The sequence below is a fragment of the uncultured Methylobacterium sp. genome (assembly GCF_964244095.1).
Taxonomy (GTDB): Bacteria; Pseudomonadota; Alphaproteobacteria; order Rhizobiales; family Beijerinckiaceae; genus Methylobacterium.
On sequence record NZ_CAXTHR010000066.1, the window covers coordinates 1 to 22,792 of the forward strand.

The window sequence follows — 22,792 nt, forward strand, 5'->3', positions numbered from 1 at the left end:
GGCAAGCGCCACGGGATGATCAAGCGGACGACGAAGCAGATCCGCAACCTGCGCGGCACCACCGCCCTGTTCGAGGGCGATGCCGCCAACGTGAAGAAGTACTTCCTGCCCAACCAGCGGTAGGACTTCTGCCAGCCTGCTTTGTAGAAATCCAGGAGCGATCCCATGGCCCGCGTCAAGCGCGGCGTGACCAGTCACGCGAAGCACAAGAAAGTCCTCAAGGCCGCCCGCGGCTATTACGGCCGGCGCAAGAACACCATCCGCATCGCCAAGCAGGCGGTCGAGAAGGGCATGCAGTATGCCTACCGCGACCGCAAGAACAAGAAGCGCACCTTCCGCGCCCTCTGGATTCAGCGCCTGAACGCCGCGGTGCGCGAGCACGGCCTGACCTATTCCCGCTTCATCGACGGCCTGTCGAAGTCGGGCATCGTCGTCGACCGCAAGGCGCTGTCGGATCTGGCGATCCACGCGCCGGCGAGCTTCGCCGTCGTTGTCGAGAAGGCGAAGGCCGCGCTCCCGGCCAAGGCCGCCTGACCCGGACGCGGGACGTCCGCAACTCCGCCGAAGGCGCGTCGCTCCCGGAGCGCCGCGCCTTCTTCGTTTCGATGCGGTTCCGCTTGCGCGGTGTCGCGCAAAAGGCAAAAGCACGCCGCGTCCCGCGCAGCCGCTCCGACCCGTGATGGCGATGACCGATCTCGATGCCCTCGAACGCGATCTCCTGGCCCAGGTCGAAGGCGCCCCCGACGAGACCGCCCTCGAAGGGCTGCGCGTCGCCACCCTCGGCAAGAAAGGCAGCGTCTCGGAGCTGCTGAAGACCCTCGGCGCGATGACGCCGGACGCGCGCAAGACCTGGGGCCCGCGCATCAACGGCCTGCGCGACCGGCTCCAGGCGGCGCTGTCCCTGCGGCGCGAGGCCCTGGCGGAGGCGGCGCTGGCGGCACGCCTCGCGGCCGAGCGCATCGACGTGACGCTGCCGGTGCGCGAGGCGCCCGAGATACGCGGGCGCATCCACCCGATCAGCCAGGTCATCGACGAGATCACCGCGATCTTCTCCGAGATGGGCTTCGCGGTGGCCGAGGGCCCGGACATCGAGACGGACGAACTGAACTTCACCGCGCTCAACTTCCCGCCCGGGCACCCGGCGCGCGAGATGCACGACACCTTCTTCCTCGCCCCAGACCGGGACGGCAGGCGCAAGGTGCTGCGCACCCACACCTCGCCGGTCCAGGTCCGCACCATGCGCGCGCAGGCGCCACCGATCCGCGTCATCATCCCGGGGCGGACCTACCGGCACGATTCCGACCAGACCCATACCCCGATGTTCCATCAGGTCGAGGGGCTGGTGATCGACAAGGCCGCCAACCTCGGTAACCTGAAATGGGTGCTGGAGACGTTCTGCAAGGCGTTCTTCGAGGTGGACAGCGTGACGATGCGCTTCCGCCCGTCGTTCTTCCCCTTCACCGAGCCCTCGGCGGAGGTCGACATCCAGTGCTCGCGAAAGGACGGGGAGATCCGCTTCGGCGAAGGGCAGGACTGGCTGGAGATCCTCGGCTGCGGCATGGTCCACCCGAACGTGCTGCGCAACTGTGGGCTCGACCCGGACGAATTCCAAGGCTTCGCCTTCGGCGTCGGCATCGACCGCATCGCCATGCTCAAGTACGGCATGCCCGACCTGCGCCCGTTCTTCGAGGGGGACCTGCGCTGGATCGAGCATTACGGGTTCCGCCCGCTCGACGTGCCGAGCTTGGTCGGCGGGCTGACGGGATAGGGGCATCAGTTGGAGCGTTTTCCCTGATCTCCGAATTCCTCGTGTGGTCGCGTTTTCTTCACCTGAGCCGGCGTCCACTTCACTGGAAATGCTCCAAGGAGGGCGAAGCAATGCTAAACGAGGCTCAGATCAAGCGCATTGCGAACGAAGTTCTGGCAAAGACCCTCGGGAACGCCGGATATGATCGAAGTGAGATCGATGCGCGGCCCGATTACGACGACGAAGATGCGCTGTACGTCACGGTGGTGTTCAAGAACGGCGCTCCCGCGACAAGCGGAAAAGACTCCGCGGGAGCGATGGAGGCGCTTGTCGACGAGCTTCGGGCCCGTGGTGAAATGCGCTTTCCCCACCTGATATTCGATTATCCCGACGACGATCGTCCCTATGAGACCGAGATGCGCGGAACGGAGACGTGAGACGGCTTCCCGATGCGCTGGTCTACGTTGCTCTCGAAGTCGCTCACGGACTTGCGCATCTTGAAGGGCGACCATTGCTGCGCCAAGCTGCCTTTCGGCGTGCGGTAAGTGGTGCCTATTACGCCGTTTTTCACGCGCTCTGCGCCGTGTGCGCCGACGAGATGGTTGGTTGGTCAAAAACGGGAACGCACGATCCGATCTATCGGACCGTCGATCACAGGACAGCTCGCAACCGGCTCTTGAGTCCTCGAGCCGCGGCGATCAAAATGGATCTCAAGAGGGTCGGACTGCTGTTCGCTCATCTCCAAGATCAACGACACGCCGCGGATTACAGCCCGCCAAGCCCGCTTTTCAGTCAGCGTCAAGTCGATTCATTGATTGATCAGGCCCGCGAAGCGATTGCGTTGATCGAAGCCCTTTCCCAGAAGGACGAGCGTCTTCGTCTCGCGATCCTCCTCATCGCGCATGATCGTGCGCTCTAGAGCATTTTCCAGCGAGGTGGATACCGGCTCGTGTGAAGAAAATGCGACCACACAGAGACTTAGAGCATTTTCCGTGATTCAGGAATCATGGAAAATGCTCTAGAGCGCAATCCGATGAAGTGGACGCTGGTTCGTCGTAAGCGTGCGCCTGAAATCAAAAGCTTAGAGCCGCTCCCGATCCAATCTGATCGGGAGCGGCTCTAAAACCGACGAAGGTCGATGTCCCTGATGAAATTCACCCTCTCCTGGCTCAAGGACCACCTCGACACCGAGGCGTCGCTGGACGTGATCGCCGAGACGCTCACCCGCATCGGACTCGAGGTCGAAGCCATCTCGGACAAGGCCGCCGCGCTGAAGTCCTACGTCGTCGCGAAGGTGCTCAGTGCGGAGCCGCATCCGAACGCCGACCGGCTGCGGGTCTGTTCGGTCGATGCCGGCGACGGGCGACCGGTGCAGGTGGTCTGCGGCGCGCCGAACGCGCGGGCCGGCATGCGCTCGGTGTTCGCGCCGCCGGGCACCTACGTGCCGGGCAAGGACATCACCCTGTCGGTCGGCACGATCCGCGGGGTGGAAAGCCGCGGCATGCTGTGCTCCGGGGCGGAACTGGGCCTGGGCGACGACCACGACGGCATCCTCGACTTGGCCCACGACGCGCCCGTCGGAACGCCCTACGCCCTCTATGCCGGGCTCGACGACCCGGTCGTCGCGATCAACCTCACCCCGAACCGCCCCGACTGCGCCTCGGTCCACGGCATCGCCCGCGATCTCGCCGCGACCGGGATCGGCGCGCTCAGGCATGCCAGCCCGCCGCGCATCCGCGGCGAGGGCCCCTGCCCGTCCGTGGCGCTGGACTTCGCCGCCGGCGCCCGGGATCTGGCCCCGCATTTCGCTCTCCGGCTCGTGCGGGGCGTGCGGAACGGGCCCTCGCCCGCGTGGATGCAGGCGCGGCTGCGCGCGATCGGCCTGCGCCCGATCAACGCGCTCGTCGACATCACCAACTACATGACCTTCGACCGCGGCCGGCCGCTGCACGTCTTCGACGCCGCCAAGGTGTCGGGCAGCCTCACCGTGCGGCTGGCCCGAGACGGCGAGAGCCTGAAGGGCCTCGACGGACGCACCCACGCGCTCGGGGCCGAGATGGTGGTGATCGCCGACGGGAACGGCGTCGCGTCGGTCGCCGGCATCATCGGCGGCGAGGCGTCGGGGTGCGACGCCGGCACCACCGACGTGCTGATCGAATCGGCCCTGTGGAACCCGGCCAACATCGCCCAGACCGGGCGCAGGCTCGGCGTGATCACCGATGCGCGCTACCGTTTCGAGCGCGGCGTCGATCCGGCCTCGACGCTGCCCGGCCTCGACCGCGCGACGCAGCTCGTGCTCGACCTCTGCGGCGGCACCCCGAGCGAGGCGACGATCGCTGGCGAGATGCCGGAATCCGAGCGCGTCATCGACTTCCCCTGGACCGAGGTGCGGCGGCTTGCCGGCCTCGAACTCTCGCGCGTCGAGATGAAGGTGACGCTGGAGACGCTGGGCTTCCACGTCGCCGGCTCGGGCGACCGGGTGAAGGTGCTGGCGCCGTCCTGGCGGCCGGACATCGAGGGCAAGGCCGACCTCGTCGAGGAGATCATCCGCATCGCCGGCCTCGACCGGATCGAGCCGAAGCCCCTGCCGCCGGTGCTCGGGGCGGGCCGGCCGGCCCTCACCGTGATCCAGAAGCGCACCCGCCGCGCCAAGCGCGCGCTGGCGAGCCGCGGCCTGATGGAGGCCGTGACGTGGTCGTTCATCCCGCACGCCGACGCGGTGCTGTTCGGCGGCGGCGGCGCCGATCTCGTGCTCGCCAACCCGATCGCGTCGGACCTCTCCGACATGCGCCCGAGCCTGGTGCCGGGCCTGCTGCGGGCGGCCCAGCGCAACGCCGACCGCGGCTGTCCCGACGCCGCCCTGTTCGAGGTCGGGCAGTGCTTCCTGAGCGACGAGCCCGAGGGCCAGAGCATCCGCGCCGCGGCGGTGCGGCGGGCGACCGCGAACCGCGCAGGCGGAGGCCGCCACTGGGACGGGGCGGCCGCGACGGTGGACGCCTTCGAGGCCAAGGCCGACGCGCTGGCGCTGCTGGCCGGCCTCGGCGTGCCGACCGGCGGCCTCCAAGTGGTGGCCGGCGGCCCCGGCTGGCTGCATCCGGGCCGCTCGGGCACGCTCCGGTTCGGACCGAAGACCGTGATCGGGCATTTCGGCGAGGTCCATCCTCGGGTGATGAAGGCGCTCGACCTCAAGGGCGCGCTCGTCGCCTTCGAGATCGTGCTCGATGCCGTCCCGCTCCCGAAGCACAAGCCGACCAAGACCAAGGGCGTCGTGGCGCTCTCCGACTTCCAGCCGGTATCGCGCGACTTCGCCTTCGTCGTCGGCCGCGACGTCGCCGCGGGCGACATCGTCAAGGCGGCCTCGGGCGCCGAACGCAAGCTCGTCGCGGGGATCGACGTGTTCGACGTCTACGAGGGCGCCGGCATCCCGGAGGGCTCGAAGTCCGTGGCGATCGCCGTGCGGCTGCAGCCCTTGGACCGGACGCTCACCGATGCGGAGATCGATGCGGTCGGAGCGCGGATCGTGGCCGAGGTCGCCCGCAAGACCGGCGCGACGCTGCGCGCCTGACCGCGTCGGGGCCGGGTAGGACACGAGGGAGACCGAGCATGACCGACGACGCGAGCCTGATCCGCGCGCTCTCCGAGGCGGATCACCTGCCGGAGAAGGCCCTGCGTCAGGCCCTGGCCCGGCCGGCCTCGGTCGCCGACGGGACCCTGCGCCTGCTGTCGTCCGCCGCCGACGGCGTCGCGCTGGAGCCGGGCGAGCAGAACCTGATGTTCTGGGGTCTGCACGTGCTGGCCCATGCCCGCCACGCCCGCGCGCTGGCACCCCTGCTGCGCCTGCTGCGCCAGGACGGCGACACCCTCGACCTGCTGCTCGGAGACGCCGTCACCTCCACCCTGTCGCGGGTGATGGCCAGCCTGTTCGACGGGCAGACCGACGCCCTGTTCGCGCTGATCCTCGACAGCACGATCGACGACGCCGTCCGCCATTCCCTGTTCGCGGCCTGCGTGTTCCTGACCCTCGAAGGGCGCATCGAGCGCGACGCGGTCCGCGCCCTGCTGATCCGGTTCGACGACGCGCACGCGGCCGTCGAGGGCGACATGGCCTGGATCGGCTGGGAGGAGACGATCGCCTATCTCGGGCTTCGCGATCTCGTGCCCCGTGCCGAGGTGGCGCGCCGCGACAGGCGCATCACCGACGAGTTCAGCGACGCGGCGTGGTTCAAGGACACGCTGCGCGAGGCCGAGCGCAAGCCCGACGACCGCGCGCGCCTCGACCACTGGCACCACGGCTATCTCGACGATCCGGTCGCCCAGCTCGCCTGGACCAAGGAAGGCGCCGGCATGCCCCAGCGCAACCCGCTGAAGGATGTCGGCCGCAACGATCCCTGCCCCTGCGGCAGCGGGAAGAAGTTCAAGAAGTGCTGCCTCGGCAAGGAGGCCAAGCCCGACATGGGCGAGATCCTCAGCGTCCTGGACAAGATCCGGTCCCGTTGAGCGGGTTCGCCTCGTCCCAGGCGTAGCCCAAGGTCTCGAAGCGCATCGCGCGGGCGTCGACCATGAGCAGCCGCCCGACCAGCGGCTCGCCGAAGCCCGCGACCGCGCGGATCACCTCCATCGCCATCAGCGAGCCCATCACGCCGGCGAGCGCCCCGAGCACCCCGGCCTCGGCGCAGGGCGGCACGGTGCCGGGCGGCGGCGGGCTCGGGAACAGGCAGCGATAGGTCGGGTTCGGGCGCCCGTCGGCGCCGGTCTCGTGGGCGCGGATCGTGGTGAGCGTGCCGTCGAACCGGCCGAGCGCCGCCGTGACCAGGGGACGCCGCGCGCGGTAGCAGGCGTCGGACACGGCGTAGCGCGTCGCGAAGTTGTCGGAGCCGTCGGCGAGGATGTCGTATTGTGCGGCCAGCGCCTCGGCGGACGCCGCGTCGATCCGGAGCGGATGCGCCACCACCCGGACGTGCGGGTTGAGGCGCGCGACCGCCTCGGTGGCGCTCGCGACCTTGAGCCGGCCGAGATCGGGCGTGCCGTGGATCACCTGCCGCTGCAGGTTCGAGAGCGAGACCGTGTCGTCGTCGACGATGCCGATCGTGCCGATGCCGGCGGCGGCCAGGTACTGGATCAACGGCGCTCCGAGGCCGCCGGCGCCGACGACGAGCACCCGCGCCGCCTTGAGCCTGCCCTGCCCCGGGCCGCCGACCTCCGGCAGCACGAGATGCCGGGCGTAGCGTTCGATCTCTTCGGAGTTCAGAGGCATGACTGTAAGATAAGCGAGCGGTACCAGGGCAGGAGGGTCGGGTTCGCCCCGGCTCAGCCTTGACAACGCATCGCCGCCCTCTCCCCGCCAACGGAAGCTCCGCCAACGGTCTCGACTTCGTCATTCCGGGGCGCCGGAGGCGAACCCGGAATCCATAGCCGCCGTGGCGGCAATCTGAAGCACTGCCGGCGGCTATGGATTCCGGGTTCTGCTTCGCAGCCCCGGAATGACAGGGTTGGAGCGAACCATGTGGCTCCGCGGCGACGCGTGACCCGGCAAGCCGTCTGGGGCAGGTGCCGGGCTAGCGCGGCGCCAGGATCATGATCATCTGGCGGCCCTCCAGCATAGGCTCGCTCTCGACCTTGGCGATCTCGGCGGTCTCGGTCTTGACGCGCTCCAGCAGGCGCAGGCCAATGTCCTGGTGCGCCATCTCGCGCCCGCGGAAGCGCAAGGTCACCTTGACCTTGTCGCCCTCCTCGAAGAAGCGATGCACCGACTTCATCTTGGTGTCGTAATCGTGCTTGTCGATGCCGGGCCGCAGCTTGATCTCCTTGACCTCGACCGTCTTCTGGCGCTTGCGGGCCTCGTTCTGCTTCTTCTGTTCGTTGAAGCGGAAGCGGCCGTAATCGAGCAGCTTGCAGACGGGAGGGACAGAGTTCGGCGCGATCTCGACGAGGTCGAGCCCGGCCTCTTCGGCCAGCGCGAGAGCATCGAAGAAGGCGACGACGCCCCGGTTCTGGCCGGTGTCGTCGATGAGCTGCACTTCGCGGACGCCACGGATGTCCCGGTTGGCGCGCGGCCCGTCCTTCTGCGGGGCCGGCATGGCTCTCATGGGTCTACGAATGGCTGTGTTCTCCCGATGCAACGACGAAACGGCAGCCCATGGCACCCCAACCGTAGGGAACCGTGACCACCGTGCGCTCCGGCCAATCCCGGATGCCATACCTTGGCCGAACCGTGCGGCGTGTCAACACATGTCGCCGTCCCGGCGCGAAAGCAAGACCAGGCACGCGAGAGCAGCCTGTGGGGCGTCCGGCAAGGTCCGCGCGGCGGTCTTTCACGGGGACGCGGAGCGGCCGAGCAGCCGGGCGTAGATCGCGAGCGTGTCGCCCGTCATCCGCTCCAGCGAGAAATGCGCCTCGACATGCGCCCGCCCGCGGCGGGCGAGCGCGTCGCGGGCGCTGGCACCGAGGGAGAGGGCCTCATCGAGGGCGGCGGCGAGCGCCGGCGCGTCGCCCGCGGGCACCCGCCAGCCGGTGCGCTGGCCGGCCGCCACCTCGGGCGGGCTCAGCACCGTCTCCGGCACCGCACCGAGATCGGACACCACCACGGGCGTACCCAGCGCCTGCGCCTCCACCGCGGAGCGGCCGAAGGCCTCGGGCTCGACCGAAGGCACAGCGACGACCGAGGCTGCCCGGAACGCCGCCGGCATGTCGCTGCAATGCCCGACCCGGCGCACGATGCCGTCGAGCCCGCGGGCCGCGACGAGGGCATCGAGCTCGCGCTCGTAGGCCGCGCGCCCCTGCGGATCGCCCGCGAGCACCACGGCGAAGTCGGCGATGCCGCGCGCGCGCATCAGCGCCGCCGCCTCGATCAGGATGCGCTGGCCCTTCCAGGCCGTGAGCCGCGCCGCCAGCAGGATCACCCGCTCGTGCGGCGCCACGCCCCAGTTCCGGCGCAGGGCCTCGACGCGACCCGAGCCCACCGCGACCGTGGTGAAGGCGGACAGGTCGGTGCCGCGGTGGATCACCTGGACACGCTCGCCCGCCTGCTCGGCATGGAGGCTGCGGATCAGGTCGGCGGTGTAGTGCGAGTTGGCGATGACCACGTCGCCCCGCGCCATCACCGAGTTGTAGAGCACCTTGACGCCGGTCCGGCCGGAATAGCTGCCGTGATAGGTCGTCACGAACGGGATTCCGAGCCGGCGCGCCGCGCCGAGCGCCACCCAGGCCGGCGCGCGCGAGCGGGCATGGATGATCTGGACGCCCTCGCGCCGGCACAGGCGCGCAAGGCGGCCGACGTTCAGCGCCATCAGCGCCGGGTTCTTGGATGCCGCCGGGAACGGCAGGCAGATCCCGCCCTTGGCCTGCAACTCGGCGACCAGCCGCCCGCCCTCGGTGGCCACGAGCGCGCGCGCGCCGGCCGCCGCGAGGCCGGCCGCGATGTCGAGGGTGGTCCGTTCCGCCCCGCCGGCATCGAGTTCCGGGATGATCTGGAGCACGCAGGCGCCGGCGAGCGGCGCGGCGTCGCCCGGAAAGCCGGCCGCGGTACGAAGCGCGTCGTTCATCGGCGCGCTGCCGGAATGGCCTGCGCCGGGCATGGCCGCATCAGGGGGTTCATTGTCATAGGATCGCGGGTGCGCTTTACGGTCCGGTAAACGGGTGCTGAAGACGACACGGTCAGGTCGGGAACGCGCGAGCCGGGAGGACGGGATGCGGGATGGGACGGCGCTCGAATGCGTCATGGCCGGAACGGGCGCCGCCCGGCGCCGGATCGCGGTGCGCGTGCGCGACGGCGCCGGTCCGGCGATCGTCTGGCTCGGCGGCTTCCGCTCCGACATGGGCGCCACCAAGGCGATGGCGGTCGATGCCTGGGCCGCATCCGCCGGGCGCCGGTTCGTGCGGTTCGACTATTCCGGCCACGGGGCGTCGGAGGGCGACTTTTCCGCCTGCACGATCTCGACCTGGCTCGAGGACGCGCAGGCCGTACTCGCGGCCCATGCCGCGGACGCCCCGGTGCTGATCGGCTCCTCGATGGGCGGATGGATCGCCTGCCTCGCCGCCCGCGCCCTGGCCGGAAGCGGCGGCGGCGCGCCGACCCGGCTGGTGCTGATCGCGCCGGCGCTGGATTTCACCGAGGACCTGATGTGGGACCGTTTCCCGCCGGAGGTCCGGGCGAGGCTGGAGCAGGACGGGGTCTGGCATCGCCAGAGCGCCTACGCGCCGGAGCCCGACGCCATCACCATGGCTCTGATCGAGGACGGCCGGCGCAACAGGCTGCTCGCCGGCCCGCTCGATCTCGGCTGTCCGGTCCACATCCTCCAGGGGATGAAGGACCCGGACGTGCCGCACGCGCACGCCTTCCGCATCCTGGAAAGGTTGCCGGCGGCGGGAACGGTGCTGACGCTGATCGCCGACGGCGACCACCGCCTGTCGCGGCCGCAGGACATCGCGCGGCTGCTCTCGGCGGTGGCGGAGATGGCCGACCCGCTCAGTGCAGGCTGACCGGGTGGAGGTCGTGCGCGGCGGCGTTGGCGAGGATCACGTCGCGCGAGTCGGCGAGCAGGATCGGCGCGCCGCTCGCCGAGAGCAGGGCGAACAGGTCGAGGCCGGGGGTGAGTTCGGGGGCCTGCGGGAACAGGCGCATGACCTCGTCGGACCGGATCGGCCGGACATAGGCGATGTGGCCCTCGCCCAAGGCGGCGAGGTCGTCGGCCTCGAACTCCGCCGGGTCGAGGTCGGCGGCGGTGAGCGGGGATGCGTTCGGTTCGGTCATGTCGTGCCCTCCTTCCGAGGCAGAGCATTCGGCCCGGACGACCCCGTCCTGATCGAAGCGATCCGGCGATCGTGGGCCTTCATCGGATGTGGGGTGTCCGGCCGCCGGATCAATCGCGCTCGAGGATGGCGATACGGCGCACCACGCGCTCCGGCTCGGGCCGCGCGAGGTCGATCGACAGGAGCCCGTTCGACAGGTCGGCGCCGAGCACCTCCATCCCGTCGGCGAGCAGGAACGCCCGCTGGAACTGCCGCGCCGCGATGCCGCGGTGCAGGAACTGCCGCTCCTTGTCCTCGACCTGCCGGCCGCGCACGACGAGCTGGTTCTCCTCCAGCATCACGTCGAGCTGATCCCGGGTGAAGCCCGCCACCGCCAGGATGATCCGGAGCCGGTCCGGCTCCCGCTCGGTCCGGCTCAGGCGCTCGATGTTGTAGGGCGGATAGCCGTCGTTGGCGGCCTTCGAAACCCGGTCGAGGGCCTGCTCGATCTCGTCGAATCCGAGCAGGAACGGGTGTCCGAACGGGGATGGACGGGTCATCGGCGACAGGCTTCCTCGTGAGGCCCCTTGGCCGCGCGGCTGACGGGCCCCCCGGCGCGCGGAGCCCACCGCAAGCGGCGCTTCGTCCGGACTGCACGTGCGGCACGTCGAGATATGGACGACACCACCGGAGCCATCAAGGGAAGCGCACGCGGTCGCCGCGGTAGGACAACCGGGACGATCCGGCGCTCCGGACCGGGATCGTTCGGCAGTCCCGGCTGTCCGAGCCGTCGCGCGTCTTCGTAACAGTTTGGAACGGCTCTGATTTTCAGCGCGGCCCTTGATCCTCCGGCGCCATCTCGGATACTCCCGCCCGGCAGGCGCGGTGCGGTCCGGCCCGGGGGAAACCCATGGGGCGGCGCGGGTCGCGGATCTCCGCGGCGGCGATGCGGCGGTGCCGGAGACCCGGCGCGGTCGAGCCGCGCGGCGTATCGCGTGGTCCCCGCGATCGAGCGGCGAGCGCCGCCCGAACGAAACCCCGGGCGGCGGAGGATGGGACGACGTGTCGATGGCTGCACAGGTGCTCAGAGGCGGCGTTCCGCTGTACCGGCTCCGGATCGGGCGGCTCGCCCTCGACACGGCGGCCTGCCTCGCGCTGTCGCTCGTCTTCGTCGTGTCCCTGCTGGCCTCGGCCATGGCGCAGGACGGGCCGGCCTCGGACAAGGGCGCGCCGATCAAGCTCCAGCTCAACCGCATGGAGGCCGCGGGCGACGCCTGCCGGGCGACGATCGTCGTCGACAACGGCCGCGGGGCGGCGCTGCGATCCTACAAGGTCGACCTGTTCGCCTTCGACACCGACGGGATCGCGCAGAAGCGCGTCGCGGTGGAACTCGGGCCGATCCCGGCGCGCAAGACCACCGTCAAGATCTTCGACTTCCCCGGCATCGCCTGCGCGAAGGTCGGCCGGGTCCTGCTCAACGACGTGCTCGCCTGCGAGGGCGGCGAGGCCGGCCGCGAGACCTGCCTGGAACGCACCGAGACCGAGACCAAGGCGGGCGTGACCTTCGATCGTTGAGACCGCCCGCGTCCCGCCGGCGGGCGGGCGACCTGCGAAAACCGACCCGTCCGACGGCCCGCGCCCGTACCCGACACGTCCTTGAGGAACCCGAGATGGATGCGACATCCGCCCCGATCGACGCCGGCCACGACTTCTCGTTCGTCGGCCTGTTCCTTCAGGCCGATCCGATCGTCAAGGGCGTGATGATCCTGCTGGTGATGGCCTCGCTCGCCTGCTGGACGGTGGTGTTCGAGAAGGTCGTCCGGCTCGCCGCAGCCCGGCGGCAGGCCAGGGCCTTCGACGCGCTGGTGCGCTCGGGCGGAAGCCTGGAGACGGGGATGACCGGCATCGCCGGCCACGTGACCAGGGCGGCGCTCGACGCATGGCGCGACCAGGACCAGGGCGAGACCCGCGCCGAGCGGCGCGAGCGGATCGAGCGCGCCATGCGCGCCGCCCTGGCCCTGGAGGTCAAGCGCCTGCAGAACGGCCTCGCGCTGCTGGCGACCTCCGGCTCGACCGCACCGTTCGTCGGGCTGTTCGGCACGGTCTGGGGCATCATGAACGCGTTCGCGTCGATCGCGCGCAGCCAGGACACCTCGCTCGCCGTCGTCGCGCCGGGCATCGCCGAGGCGCTGTTTGCCACCGCCATCGGCCTCGTCGTCGCGATCCCGGCGGTGATGGCCTACAACAAGCTCGCCAACGACATCGGCCGGGTCCAGAGCACGTTCGTCTCGGGCATCGGCCTGCTCGGCAACCGCCTCGCCCGCGACCGCGGCGTCCAGCACCGCGCCGCCGCCGAGTAGCCGCGCCTCCGATCCGACGCCCGGCCCGTTCGGCGGAGCCCGGGCGCACCATTCCCGTTGCGGCCGCCCCGTGGGGCAGCGCCGCCGATCCCGGAGGACGCCGCATGGCGATGGGTTCGATCCGCGCGAGCGGTTCCGACGACGAGGACGGCTTCGACACGGCGCCGATGTCGGAGATCAACGTCACCCCGATGGTCGACGTGATGCTGGTGCTGCTCATCATCTTCATGGTCGCCGCGCCGCTGATGACCACCGGCGTATCGGTGCAGCTTCCGAAGACCGCGGCCGCCAAGGTCGCGCAGGCGAAGAAGCCCGTCGAGGTCACCATCGACAAGGACGGCAAGCCCTCGATCGCCAAGGAGGTCTTCACCGCCGAGACGCTGATGCCGCGCCTGCGCGCCATGGCCGCGGAGAACAAGGAGCAGGTGATGCTGGTGCGCGGCGACCGGGAGGTGCCCTACGGTAAGATCATGGAGGTGATGGGCCTCGTCGGCCAAGCCGGCTTCACGAAGGTCTCGCTGATCGCCCAGTCGCCCGGAGGCCCCGCCGCCGGGGCCGCCCCGCCGGCACCCGCCGCGGCTCCGTCCGGCGGCGCGGCGCGGTAAGTCATGGCCGCCATCGTCACGGCCGGGGAGCCGCAGGCGCGGGCTGCCGGCCTCGCCCCCGCGTTCCTCGTCGCCCTCGCGCTGCATCTCGCCGTGCTCGCCGGCCTCGCCGCGTTCAAGCTCACCCCGCCCGCACCGCCCGGCGAGCAGCAGGTCTCGATCGACCTCGCGCCGCTGATGACCGAGACGGACACGCAGGCGCCGAGCCAGCAGCAGGCGAGCGAGGCCGCGCCGCCCGAGACCAAGCCGGTCGAGGAGCCGGCCGAGGCCGAGCCGACCAAGCCGCCGCCGGAGGTGGCCGAGGTCGAGCCCGACGAGGCCGTCGTCGCGCCGCCGCCGCCGCAATCCGTGGCGGACGCGCCGCCGGACGCCGTCGTCGTCGAGCCGGAGAGCCAGGTGATCACCGCGCAGGCGGAGCAGGCGGAACCGCTGGCACCCCCGCCGCCCGCGCTCGCCCGGGCGCCCGAGCCCGTCAAGCCGGCCGAGCCGGAAAAGCCGAAGGTCGATCTCGCCAAGCTCAAGGCGGAGCGCGACGCGAAGATCCGGGCGGCCAAGCGCCGCGAGCAGGTCGAGGAGGCACGCCGCGAGGCCGCCGAGGAACGTCAGGAGGCGGTCCGCGAGGCCAAGGCCAAGGCCGCGCGGCAGGCCAAGGAGGCGCAGGCGCGCTCGGGCGCCGAGAGCCGCAGTTCGGCGTCGGCCTCTCGCCAGGACGCGGCCGGACGCGCGGCCGCCGGCAACGACCTGAGCGCCATGCGGCAATGGACCGGCGCGATCAGCTCGGCGATCCACGGCCGGATGAACCCGGGCGCCGCGAGCGGCACGGCCGGCGGCACGGCGATGGTGCGCTTCACCGTCCTGCGATCGGGCCAGGTGACCGGCGCCGGCCTCGCGCGCAGCAGCGGCGTCGGCCAGATCGACAGCGCGGCGCTGGGCGCGATCCGCGGAAGCCTGCCGCCGGCGCCCCCCGGCGTGACGCAGTCGAGCCTCTCGGTCACGATCCCGCTGAACTACCGTGTCCGCTGACCCCCGTGGCGACCGGCGGGGTTCGCGGACGTCCGATCGATCGATGCCCGGCGCGCCGCGCCGTCGCCGCACGGGAAAAGTCGTCGCGCCGCGCCGCGTACGAGGCCAGGGCATTCGCCTTCGCCGGTGGCGGCGTGCTACACACTTGGCCATTCCGCCTGCTGCGACGGGGTCGCGGCGGACCTGCGGAGACGACGCGAACCGGTCGCCTCCCTGGTCTCAGGGTGCGCCGGACCCGCCCATTCCGACGCGCCGCGCGCACCTTCCGGGTGGTCGCGCATCGTTGCGCCGGTCATGGGACGGGACGAAAGGGATGCGATGAGCGACGAGATCGATACGGGCACGGACACCGAGGACGAGGTTCGGACCCCGGAAGAGGAAGCCAAGCACAAGGCCGAGGAGCGGGCCGAACGGGCGGAGCGGGCCGAGCGCATGCAGCGCGAGGGGGCCCAGGCCATGGCCGAGCACCTGGCCTCGATCAAGTCCGTCGACGAGCGCACGATTCGTTTGCGGGCGCTGCGGCTGGCCAAGGAGGCCGCCGACGCGCAGGCCAAGGCCGCCGAGGTGAAGCCGAAGACCAAGGCCGCGGCGGCGAAGGCGGCCAAGGTCGCCGAGAAGGCCGCGGAGAAGGCCGCGAGCGAGAAGGCACCCCCTAAGAAGATCGCGGCGAAAGCCGCGACGAAGGCTTGAGAGGCAGCCATGGCCTTCGACCGCAACCGCCGCATCACCGATCCGCGACAGGCGGCCGAGGCCGCCTTCAAGGCCGCGACCACCGCCAAGCCTGCCCCGGCGCCCGCGCCCGAGCCGCGGGTGGCCCAGGCCGTCCCCGGCGCCCGCGAGTCGGTGACGCTCCGCCTCGACAGCGACGTGCTCGCCCACTTCCAGAAGGACGGTCCGGGCTGGCAGGACCGTATCAACGACGCGCTGAAGCGTCTGGCCGGCGCCTGACAGGGGGCCGAGGCCCAGTCTAGCCGGCGCCCCGTCGTATCCGGTTCACCGCACGGTCGAGCGCGCCGAGGAATTCGGAGCGGTCGCGGGCCGAGAACGGTCGCGGGCCGCCGGTGACCGCGCCGGCCTCGCGCAGGTCCTGCATCAGGTTGCGCGTCGCCAGCGCCAGGCCGACCGAGGCATCGGTGAACGGCTTGCCGTTCGGGCCGATCACCGTGGCGCCGGCCTTCACGCAGCGGCTCGCCAGCGGCACGTCGGCGGTGACGACGATGGCGCCGGGGCCCGCGCGCTCGGCGATCCAGTCGTCGGCCGCGTCCATGGCGTCGCTCACCACAACGCGCTCGATCCACGACTCGCGCGGGACGTTCAGGAAGCTGTTGGCGACGACGTAGACGTGCAGCCCGTAGCGCGCGGCGACCCGGTAGGTCTCGTCCTTGACCGGGCAGGCGTCGGCGTCGAGGTAGATCGCGGCCGGGGCGCTCACGACGCTCTCCGCGGCGACGGCGTCGAGGCGCGCCGGGGCACCGGGCGCGCCGGGACGGTCGAGGCCATCGGCAGGCCGCAGCGTGGCGGCGCCCGCAGGGTCGCGCGGACGGGTATGCTCATCGGGCTGCGCTCAGCGCCGGCCGGCCGGCCTCGACGGGGCCGCCCTGAAGCAACCGCGGCACCCCCCGCTCCAGCGTCGCCACCGACAACGGCTGCCCGCGGCCGCGCAGGGCATGCGCCCCGAGCGAGCGGGCGCGGATGCCGGGGGGCAGGCCGTCGAGGCGGTCGAGCAGGTCCTGCGAGATCAGGGTTTCCACGCCGAGCGGCCGGCACAGGGCCTCGATCCGCGACGTCACGTTCACCGTGTCGCCGAAATAGGCGATCTTGTGCCGGTCGATGCCGACTTCGGCCGTGACCACCGAGCCGCCGTGCAGGGCCGCGCGCAGGCGCGGCACCGTGCCGAAGCGCGCGGTCCAGGCTGCGGCGTCCGCCTCGATCCGGTCGAACACGTCGAACACGCAGGCGATGCAGCGCGCGCCCTTCAGGCCGCGCGGCATCGGCCACGTGATCATCGCGAGGTCGCCGATGTAGTCGTCGGTGGAGCCGGCGTTGCGCCGGACCGGTTCGGCCAGCGTCGCGAAGATCGCGCCGAGATATTCCTGCGCTCGCAGGTCGCCGTGCGTCTCGGCGAAGGCGGTCGAGCCGACGACGTCGAGGAACAGGAAGATCCGCTCCTCGCGCACCGGCTTGTGGTAGCGTCCGACGAGGAAGTTGACGAAGACCTCGCCGCCGATCAGGTCGCGCATCCGCACGACGAAGACCAGCAGCGCCGAGACGGCGAGCGAGTAGGCCAGCACCCGCGGCGTGATCCGCACGGCGGCGGCGAGGCTGTCGCCGGTCAGTCCCAGCACCCAGACCACGAGGCCGCCGAGCGCGCAGCCGAGCGCGATCATCAGCACGTAGAGCAATTCCGCCGACGGGACGTACAGCATCGCCGGCAGGCGGCGCAGGCGCGCCTGGAGGCCGGACAGGATCAGGCCGCGGTCGAAGGCGAGCACCGTCCCGCCGACCGCGAGGCCGTAGACGAGGCCGGCGGTCAGCGACGTGCCGCCGACGAAGAGCAGGTTGTACAGAAGGCCCGCGCCGCCGCACGCGACGAGGATGAGGGCCCAGAACCAGCGGTGCTGCGGCAGCATCAGCGATCCGCGCCGGCCGGAGGCATGACGGGAGGGAGCGTGGCAGCGAGCACGAAGGCGACCCTGGAGTGTTGTCGGACGGGGGACGATCTCACCACGCGGACATCCGGCCTCGTCCAGAGTCCCGTTCCGGACCGGGTTATCAGGCGATTGCTCACGGCCCCATGATGGCGCGATCGCGGCCGGGGCGCCACAGGCTTCTCCTCGGGCCGGCGGACGGGTTCCCGCCGCGATCGCGCAGGCGCGGCACGACGCCCTCAGCCGTGGCGCTGGTCTTCCTGACCCGGCTGGAGGACGCCTTCGATCCCGAAGACCGGACGCGCGGCCCGCGCCGTCGAGAATGCCGGCGCGGGCTCGCCCCGCCCCGCCGCGGCCGCGATCGCGAGATCGACGCGCGTTTCCCCGTGGAGCGCGTCCACGGACCCTGCCGATGCCGTAGACGACCCATCGCTTACGGGCCGAATCGATCAACCGGACATCGCTTCAATCGCCGACGCCGAACAGCTTCTCGATGAAGTTGCGGTCGTCCCGGCCGGGCCCCTGGGGACGGCGGCCGGGAGCCGTCGATGCCCTCGGGGCGGTCGGTTCGCCGAGCAGCGCACCGAGGAGGCCGCCGGGCCCCGGGGCGCCCGCCACGGACGCCGTGGTCTCCGGCGCCTTGCGCCAGCGGTTCAGTCCCGGCAGCGGAACCGGCGTCTGACCTTTCAGCGCGCCGCTCATGAAGGTCTTCCAGATCTCCACCGGCAGGTTGCCGCCGGACGCCTTCTTCGTCGGCTCGCCGTCGTCGTTGCCGAGCCAGATGCCCGTGACCAGGCTTCCCGAGTAGCCGATGAACCACGCATCGCGAAAGTCCTGGCTGGTGCCGGTCTTGCCGGCCAGGTCCCAGCCCGGGATGTCGCCCTTCCTGGCGGTGCCGATCACGAAGGTCTCGTGCATCATCGCGTTCATCATGCCGACCGCGCTCGGGTCGATCACGCGGCCCAAGCCGCCCTCGCCGCGCTTGTACAGGACCTTGCCGTCGGCGCCCTTCACGCCGGCCACCACGTAGGGGATCACGCCGGTGCCGCCGTTGGCGAAGGCGCCGTAGGCGCCGACCATCTCCAGCGGCGTCACCTCGGAGGTGCCGAGCGCGATCGAGCCGTTGGCCTGGAGGGCCGAGGTGATGCCGAGGCGCTGGGCCGTCTGCACCACCGCCTTGGCGCCGACCTCCTGGCCGAGCCGCACCGCGACGGTGTTCAGCGACAGCGCGAGCGCCGTGCGTAAGCTGACCGGCCCCTCGTACTGATGCGAGTAGTTCTCCGGCTGCCAGGTGCCGATCCGGATCGGCGCGTCCTCCTTCACGGTGTCGGGCGTCGCGCCGCGCTCGACCGCGGCGAGGTAGACGAAGGGCTTGAACGCCGAGCCGGGCTGGCGCTTGGCCGTGGTCGCGCGGTTGAACTGGCTCCGGGCGTAGTCGCGCCCGCCGATGAGCGCGCGGATCGCCCCGTCCGGCCGCATCGCGACCAGCGCGCCCTGGGCGACGTTGTAGCGGCCGCCCTTGGCGTTCAGCTCGTCGACCAGCGCCTTCTCGGCAGAGGCCTGCAGGCTCGCATCGACCGTGGTCTGCACCACGATGTCGCCCTCGAACGTGCCGACGAAGTCGTCGAGCACGTCCATCACCAAGTCGGCGACGTAGTTGGCCGAGCCGCCGCCGCGGCTGCCCGCGGGGCGCGCCGGCTGGGCGAGCGCGACCTTGGCGTCCTGCGCGGTGATGAAGCCGAGTTCCTGCATCGCCGCGACCACCTGGGCGGCGCGCGCCTGGGCGGCCGGGAGGTTGCGGTTCGGCGCGAGCCGCGAGGGCGCCTGGACGAGGCCGCCGAGCATCGCGGCCTCCGCGACGCTGACGGCCTTGGCCGGCTTGCCGAAGTACCGCTGCGCCGCGGCTTCGACGCCGTAGGCGCCCGCGCCGAAATAGACCCGGTTGAGGTAGAGTTCGAGCAGCTCGTCCTTGGTGTACCGGTGCTCCAGCCACAGGGCGAGGATCGCCTCCTGGATCTTGCGCGAGGCCGAACGCTCGGGGGTCAGGAACAGGTTCTTGGCGAGCTGCTGCGTCAGGGTCGAGCCGCCCTGCGCCACGCCGCGCCGGGTCAGGTTCTGGCCGAGCGCGCGCAGGATGCCGACCGGGTCGACGCCGAAATGGCCGTAGAAGCGCCGGTCCTCGATCGCCACGAAGGCCCGCGGCAGGTAGGGCGGAAGCTCCCGGATGCCGACGACGCGGCCGCCGGTCTCGCCGCGGTTGGCGAGCTGAGAGCCGTCGCCCGCCAGGATCGCGATGTTCGGCGGGCGCTTGGGCACGGCGAGCTGGTCGATCGGCGGAAGCTGCGAGGCGTGATACGCCACGAGGCCCGCGACCGCGATGACCGCCCAGAGCCCGAGCACCGCTCCGGCGTAGGCGATGCGCCCGAGCAGCGGGCGCCGCCGCGGCTTGCGCGGCGCCGCGGCGCGGCGCCCGTCCCCGGAGGCCGGCGCGCCCGCGCGCCCGCGCCGGTCCGCGCCGTCCCGCCCCCTGCCCGAACCGCCCGCCACGCCGCCTCCCGCGCGATCGGCGCGGGAGAGCCGCAGGTCGGGGCCGTCCCGATCCGCGCCGCGCCCCTCCGGCACGTCGAAGTTCGGTTCGCCCCGGCCGGCCCGTCCGCGTCCGTTCGCCATGCGTCCCGTCTGTGCTGAGGCCCCGTCGGGACGCGCCCCGCGCCGGTCGAAGGCGAGGTCGGTCGTCGGGAACCCGGTTCCGGCACGGTAAATGCGGCGGGTTTAAGGGCCGTTAACCCCGGCTTTTGAGATCCCGTTTGCCATCGGCGGCTTGGCTTTCGCGATCCGCATCGGCCCTCGCCCTGCGCGCCGTTCGTTCGAATGCGATGCAATCGCGACATCGTTCGTTGGGCCGCCGCGTGCTTTGCTTCGGTGGAGGCAGGTGTGGTGATGAGCGCAATCGGACAGATCTCGGCAGCCGGCATGACGGCCGCAGCGGCCCGCTTCGGCGATGCGGCCGAACGCATAGCCTCGGCCGGCACCGCCCCGGCGGCCACGGCCCTCCCCGCGGCGGTCGCGGTGGACCTGACCGCCACCGCCGTCGACCTGATCGTGAGCCGGGCCGATTTCGCCGTGAACGCGGCGGTCCTGCGGAGCGCCGACACGATGACGAAACGCCTGCTCGACGTCAGGATCTGACCGCCATGCACGAACGCCGCAACGCCGCACGGGAGCGCATCGACGAGACCGCGTTGATCGCGCTCGACGAGCACACCTCGGTCCCCTGCCTGATCTACGACCTGTCGAACGCCGGCGTTCGCGTCGTGGCGCCCGAGGTGCCGTCGCTGCCGACGACCTTCCTGCTCTCCGCGGATCGCTTCGGCGGCCCCCGGGTCTGTCGGATCGTCTGGCGGCACGGCGAGGAGATCGGCGCCCGCTTCGAGGGGCCGCCCGCGTGAGGCCGGGCCGGGCGGGAGGCTTCCTTAAGCCGTCGCGGTCAGCATCCGGGTTTCCGCGATGCGAGCCACCGTCCGTCATGCCATGAGCGACAATCGACGCCACGCCCCGCGCAGGGACGCCTTCCGGGTCGGCAGCCTGCATGCCGAGGGCCTCCGTGCCGAGAGCCTCCGTGCCGAGAGCCTTGCGGACGCGCTCGAATGCCTCGTCTGGGACGTGTCGGAGACCGGCGCGCAGGTCGAGGTCGCTGCGGACGCGATCGTGCCGGACCGCTTCACGCTCGCGATCACCGCGTACGAGCCGCCGCGCGACTGCGTGGTCGTGCGCCGGGACGGCCGAAGGCTCGGCGTTCGCTTCGACGGCTGACGCGCCCGGAGCGCCGCAATCCGGTTCAGGCCGGCTGGAGCGCCTCGGTACGGGTGGGCCGCGCGGAGGTGATGTGGAACGCCGGCGGGCGCCGGAAGAGGAAGCCGAGACGGGTTCCGCGGATCGCGCGCTCGAAGGCGAGCGGCAGCGCGACGGCGACCGCCGTAACGATCAGGCTGGCAAGGCCGACATCGCTGATCGCCCCGGATGTGACGATCAGCGTGCGCGCCGCGGCCATCGGCAGGAAGAAGGCGAGGTAGATCACGATCGAGCGGTTGCCGCAGAGTCTCAGCGCCGCGGCGACCGGTCCGCCGGCCGCGGTCAGCAGCGCGGCGGTCGCGACGATCGCGAGCCCGCCTGCCCCGCCGAGGAGCAGGCCGACGAGCGGCAGGCTCGCGAGCGTCGGATAGCCGGGCAGGTTCGCCGGCGCGAAGGCGAGCCACGCCTCGACCCCCGCCCAGGCGACGAGCCCGGCGAGCGCCGGAACGGGATTGCGGGTCACCCATCCCGCGAGGGCGAAGACCCGCCCGGCGAAGAGGTAGCCGGCCACGAAGTAGACGTAGCGGGCGCAGAACTCCTCGACGAGATAGGACTCCGTCTGCACGGGCACGACCTGCAGCAGCGCAGCGCCCGCGAGCAGCACGGAGGCGGGCACGCGCCGGAGGCACTTGGTGACGACCGAGAACACCGCGAGCAGGTAGATGAACCACAGGCTCGCGTATGGCTCGACCAGGGCGTGCAGCAGGTGGGCGGCGAAGGCGCCCGGGCCGCCGTCGCCGGCGATCGCGCCGACCTTCGCCAGCGACTGGATCAGCACCCACAGCCCGTAGAAATACGCGAAGTGGACGACGCGCCGGTCCGCGAACAGCCGCCAGTCGCGGTCGATCACCCGTCCGACGAACAGGCCGGACAGCAGGAAGAAGCCCGGGATGCGGAAGGGCTTTGCAAAGCCCACGACGGCGTGGAGGAAGCCTTCGCCGGCCATCGCCGCGCCGGTGCCCAGCGTGGCATGCATCATCACCACGAGGAGGATGCAGATGCCCTTGGCGACGTCGACCCAGGCGAGCCGCATCGCGTCCTCCGGCCCCGTTGCGCCCGCCATCACCGCCCCGCATCCCCGCCGCGCGCCGATCCTTGGCCGGGGACGGGTGAAGGCCGCGTGAGCGGCGCCGGACCTTCGCGTGGCATGGGAAACGCCGGGTGAACGGGCCGCCTACCCCTTCGTCACCCCTTGCGCCTGGCCGCGCGGCGGTCCCGCGTCATGCGGGTGGCGGCGTGGAAGTCGTCGGGCTTGGTCCGGACCCAGGCGAGGAAGCGCGCGATCTCCGGCTCGGCCCGCAGCGCGTCCACGTCGGCGAGGCGCCGGGCGAGCTCCGCCTCGCTGTGGCGGGCATGGATCGCCGAATGGCAGACCTGATGCAGGCGCACCGTGGCGCCCTGCGCCCCGCCCTTCAGCTTCGGCACGAGATGATGCAGGCTGGAGCGCGCCCGCGGCGGGATCGGCCGCTCGCACAGCGGGCAGACCACCGGGACGGCCTGCGGCTGCGTGGCCGGATCGTCTTCGCGCCAGCGCCGCCCGCGTCGTCCCACCCGCCCGAACCCTCCGCACGCCGTCCCGGCGGCGATATGGGACGCCGGCCGCCCGCGGCGAGGCGCCGGGGCGCCGCCCGCGCGCTCGTGCCCGCCGGGGACCGCGGCGGGCACCGCGCGTTTCCGCGAACCGCGCCGGATTGACAAAGGCCGGCGGGACGCGGAGATTCACCCGCATTCCGAGGGGGGCCCCGCATCCGGGGGGCTGAGAGTGGACCCGAAGTCCTGACCCTTGAACCTGATCCGGCTCATACCGGCGGAGGGACGGGAACCTGCGGC

The 22,792-nt window shown here is 71.6% G+C and carries 28 protein-coding genes, 1 pseudogene and 1 riboswitch; of the genes and pseudogenes, 18 read left to right on the plus strand and 11 right to left on the minus strand.

Translation table 11 applies throughout. The features are described 5' to 3' along the window. The 8 genes and pseudogenes from ACFE86_RS11970 to ACFE86_RS12005 form a co-directional block, all read left to right on the plus strand. A partial coding sequence (locus ACFE86_RS11970; protein WP_375455576.1) for a bL35 family ribosomal protein occupies window positions 1-123 on the plus strand: 123 nt, incomplete at its 5' end. A gap of 42 nt (window positions 124-165) precedes the next feature. Continuing rightward, window positions 166-534, plus strand: coding sequence for a 50S ribosomal protein L20 (gene rplT / locus ACFE86_RS11975; RefSeq protein WP_375455554.1), 369 nt, complete (start codon window positions 166-168; stop codon window positions 532-534). Window positions 535-685: 151 nt separating this feature from the next. Further along, window positions 686-1,768 (plus strand): phenylalanine--tRNA ligase subunit alpha, encoded by a 1,083-nt coding sequence (gene pheS / locus ACFE86_RS11980; protein ID WP_375455577.1) that lies wholly within the window; start codon window positions 686-688, stop codon window positions 1,766-1,768. Between the two features lie 110 nt (window positions 1,769-1,878). Beyond that, window positions 1,879-2,184 (plus strand): hypothetical protein, encoded by a 306-nt coding sequence (locus ACFE86_RS11985; protein ID WP_375455555.1) that lies wholly within the window; start codon window positions 1,879-1,881, stop codon window positions 2,182-2,184. Next, entirely contained in the window at window positions 2,181-2,666 is a 486-nt protein-coding gene (locus ACFE86_RS11990) for a hypothetical protein (RefSeq protein WP_375455556.1), read from the plus strand. The genes ACFE86_RS11985 and ACFE86_RS11990 overlap by 4 nt, the downstream gene beginning before the upstream one ends. A 228-nt stretch (window positions 2,667-2,894) precedes the next feature. Beyond that, window positions 2,895-5,312 (plus strand): phenylalanine--tRNA ligase subunit beta, encoded by a 2,418-nt coding sequence (gene pheT, locus ACFE86_RS11995; RefSeq protein ID WP_375455578.1) that lies wholly within the window; start codon window positions 2,895-2,897, stop codon window positions 5,310-5,312. A gap of 38 nt (window positions 5,313-5,350) precedes the next feature. After that, a pseudogene (locus tag ACFE86_RS12000) lies at window positions 5,351-5,785 on the plus strand (DUF1186 domain-containing protein); the annotation flags it as partial. A 195-nt stretch (window positions 5,786-5,980) separates the two neighbouring features. Then, window positions 5,981-6,244: an SEC-C metal-binding domain-containing protein gene (locus ACFE86_RS12005; RefSeq protein ID WP_375455579.1), complete on the plus strand. Its 264-nt coding sequence runs from the start codon at window positions 5,981-5,983 to the stop codon at window positions 6,242-6,244. Here the strand turns inward: ACFE86_RS12005 and ACFE86_RS12010 are convergent. The 3 genes from ACFE86_RS12010 to ACFE86_RS12020 all read right to left on the minus strand — a co-directional run bounded on the left by ACFE86_RS12010 (window position 6,213) and on the right by ACFE86_RS12020 (window position 9,288). Further along, window positions 6,213-7,001, minus strand: coding sequence for a ThiF family adenylyltransferase (locus ACFE86_RS12010; protein WP_375455557.1), 789 nt, complete (start codon window positions 6,999-7,001; stop codon window positions 6,213-6,215). The two genes, ACFE86_RS12005 and ACFE86_RS12010, sit on opposite strands and share 32 nt — an antisense overlap. A gap of 301 nt (window positions 7,002-7,302) precedes the next feature. Continuing rightward, window positions 7,303-7,824, minus strand: coding sequence for a translation initiation factor IF-3 (gene infC, locus ACFE86_RS12015; RefSeq protein WP_375455558.1), 522 nt, complete (start codon window positions 7,822-7,824; stop codon window positions 7,303-7,305). Between the two features lie 234 nt (window positions 7,825-8,058). Next, window positions 8,059-9,288: a glycosyltransferase gene (locus tag ACFE86_RS12020; protein ID WP_375455580.1), complete on the minus strand. Its 1,230-nt coding sequence runs from the start codon at window positions 9,286-9,288 to the stop codon at window positions 8,059-8,061. 145 nt (window positions 9,289-9,433) lie between these two features. On the opposite strand from ACFE86_RS12020, the gene ACFE86_RS12025 reads away from it, so the two are divergent. Next, window positions 9,434-10,225: an alpha/beta hydrolase gene (locus ACFE86_RS12025; RefSeq protein ID WP_375455559.1), complete on the plus strand. Its 792-nt coding sequence runs from the start codon at window positions 9,434-9,436 to the stop codon at window positions 10,223-10,225. Here ACFE86_RS12025 and ACFE86_RS12030 read toward each other — a convergent pair. Both ACFE86_RS12030 and ACFE86_RS12035 read right to left on the minus strand, forming a co-directional pair. Next, on the minus strand, window positions 10,212-10,496 hold the full coding sequence (locus ACFE86_RS12030; RefSeq protein ID WP_375455560.1) for a DUF1150 family protein: 285 nt from the start codon (window positions 10,494-10,496) through the stop codon (window positions 10,212-10,214). The genes ACFE86_RS12025 and ACFE86_RS12030 overlap by 14 nt on opposite strands. A gap of 109 nt (window positions 10,497-10,605) precedes the next feature. Beyond that, a complete protein-coding gene (locus ACFE86_RS12035) occupies window positions 10,606-11,034 on the minus strand; it encodes an Hsp20 family protein (RefSeq protein WP_375455561.1) in 429 nt (142 codons plus the stop codon). A gap of 508 nt (window positions 11,035-11,542) precedes the next feature. Here ACFE86_RS12035 and ACFE86_RS12040 point away from each other — a divergent pair. The 6 genes from ACFE86_RS12040 to ACFE86_RS12065 all read left to right on the plus strand — a co-directional run bounded on the left by ACFE86_RS12040 (window position 11,543) and on the right by ACFE86_RS12065 (window position 15,410). Further along, complete coding sequence (locus ACFE86_RS12040) at window positions 11,543-12,049, plus strand: Tat pathway signal protein (RefSeq protein ID WP_375455581.1); 507 nt, start codon at window positions 11,543-11,545, stop codon at window positions 12,047-12,049. A gap of 95 nt (window positions 12,050-12,144) precedes the next feature. Further along, window positions 12,145-12,834 carry a MotA/TolQ/ExbB proton channel family protein gene (locus ACFE86_RS12045; protein WP_375455562.1) on the plus strand — a complete coding sequence of 230 codons (690 nt, stop codon included), beginning with the start codon at window positions 12,145-12,147 and terminating at the stop codon, window positions 12,832-12,834. A gap of 104 nt (window positions 12,835-12,938) precedes the next feature. Next, a complete protein-coding gene (gene tolR / locus ACFE86_RS12050; protein ID WP_375455563.1) occupies window positions 12,939-13,439 on the plus strand; it encodes a protein TolR in 501 nt (166 codons plus the stop codon). Between the two features lie 3 nt (window positions 13,440-13,442). Further along, window positions 13,443-14,462 carry a TonB family protein gene (locus ACFE86_RS12055; RefSeq protein WP_375455564.1) on the plus strand — a complete coding sequence of 340 codons (1,020 nt, stop codon included), beginning with the start codon at window positions 13,443-13,445 and terminating at the stop codon, window positions 14,460-14,462. 318 nt (window positions 14,463-14,780) lie between these two features. Then, window positions 14,781-15,152 carry a hypothetical protein gene (locus ACFE86_RS12060; RefSeq protein ID WP_375455565.1) on the plus strand — a complete coding sequence of 124 codons (372 nt, stop codon included), beginning with the start codon at window positions 14,781-14,783 and terminating at the stop codon, window positions 15,150-15,152. Between the two features lie 9 nt (window positions 15,153-15,161). Beyond that, complete coding sequence (locus tag ACFE86_RS12065; RefSeq protein ID WP_375455566.1) at window positions 15,162-15,410, plus strand: BrnA antitoxin family protein; 249 nt, start codon at window positions 15,162-15,164, stop codon at window positions 15,408-15,410. A gap of 19 nt (window positions 15,411-15,429) precedes the next feature. On the opposite strand, the gene ACFE86_RS12070 is transcribed toward ACFE86_RS12065, so the two are convergent. The 4 genes from ACFE86_RS12070 to ACFE86_RS12085 form a co-directional block, all read right to left on the minus strand. Continuing rightward, entirely contained in the window at window positions 15,430-15,894 is a 465-nt protein-coding gene (locus ACFE86_RS12070; protein WP_375455567.1) for a YaiI/YqxD family protein, read from the minus strand. Window positions 15,895-16,012: 118 nt separating this feature from the next. Next, window positions 16,013-17,092: an adenylate/guanylate cyclase domain-containing protein gene (locus ACFE86_RS12075; RefSeq protein WP_375455568.1), complete on the minus strand. Its 1,080-nt coding sequence runs from the start codon at window positions 17,090-17,092 to the stop codon at window positions 16,013-16,015. Window positions 17,093-17,349: 257 nt separating this feature from the next. Next, window positions 17,350-17,511: a hypothetical protein gene (locus ACFE86_RS12080; RefSeq protein WP_375455569.1), complete on the minus strand. Its 162-nt coding sequence runs from the start codon at window positions 17,509-17,511 to the stop codon at window positions 17,350-17,352. Between the two features lie 64 nt (window positions 17,512-17,575). Next, window positions 17,576-19,780 (minus strand): transglycosylase domain-containing protein, encoded by a 2,205-nt coding sequence (locus tag ACFE86_RS12085; protein WP_375455570.1) that lies wholly within the window; start codon window positions 19,778-19,780, stop codon window positions 17,576-17,578. A gap of 201 nt (window positions 19,781-19,981) precedes the next feature. Between ACFE86_RS12085 and ACFE86_RS12090 the strand changes: the two genes are divergently transcribed. From ACFE86_RS12090 to ACFE86_RS12100, 3 genes are all read left to right on the plus strand, one after another. Beyond that, entirely contained in the window at window positions 19,982-20,299 is a 318-nt protein-coding gene (locus tag ACFE86_RS12090) for a flagellar protein (RefSeq protein ID WP_375455571.1), read from the plus strand. A 5-nt stretch (window positions 20,300-20,304) separates the two neighbouring features. Further along, a complete protein-coding gene (locus ACFE86_RS12095) occupies window positions 20,305-20,559 on the plus strand; it encodes a PilZ domain-containing protein (protein WP_375455572.1) in 255 nt (84 codons plus the stop codon). Window positions 20,560-20,641: 82 nt separating this feature from the next. Continuing rightward, complete coding sequence (locus ACFE86_RS12100) at window positions 20,642-20,923, plus strand: PilZ domain-containing protein (protein WP_375455573.1); 282 nt, start codon at window positions 20,642-20,644, stop codon at window positions 20,921-20,923. A 25-nt stretch (window positions 20,924-20,948) separates the two neighbouring features. Here ACFE86_RS12100 and ACFE86_RS12105 read toward each other — a convergent pair whose 3' ends face one another. Continuing rightward, window positions 20,949-22,025, minus strand: a complete 1,077-nt coding sequence (locus ACFE86_RS12105; protein WP_375455574.1) for an acyltransferase family protein — start codon at window positions 22,023-22,025, stop codon at window positions 20,949-20,951. Window positions 22,026-22,147: 122 nt separating this feature from the next. Beyond that, window positions 22,148-22,513: a restriction endonuclease gene (locus ACFE86_RS12110; protein WP_375455575.1), complete on the minus strand. Its 366-nt coding sequence runs from the start codon at window positions 22,511-22,513 to the stop codon at window positions 22,148-22,150. Window positions 22,514-22,685: 172 nt separating this feature from the next. Continuing rightward, window positions 22,686-22,791, plus strand: a riboswitch (TPP riboswitch). Window position 22,792: the final 1 nt, after the last annotated feature.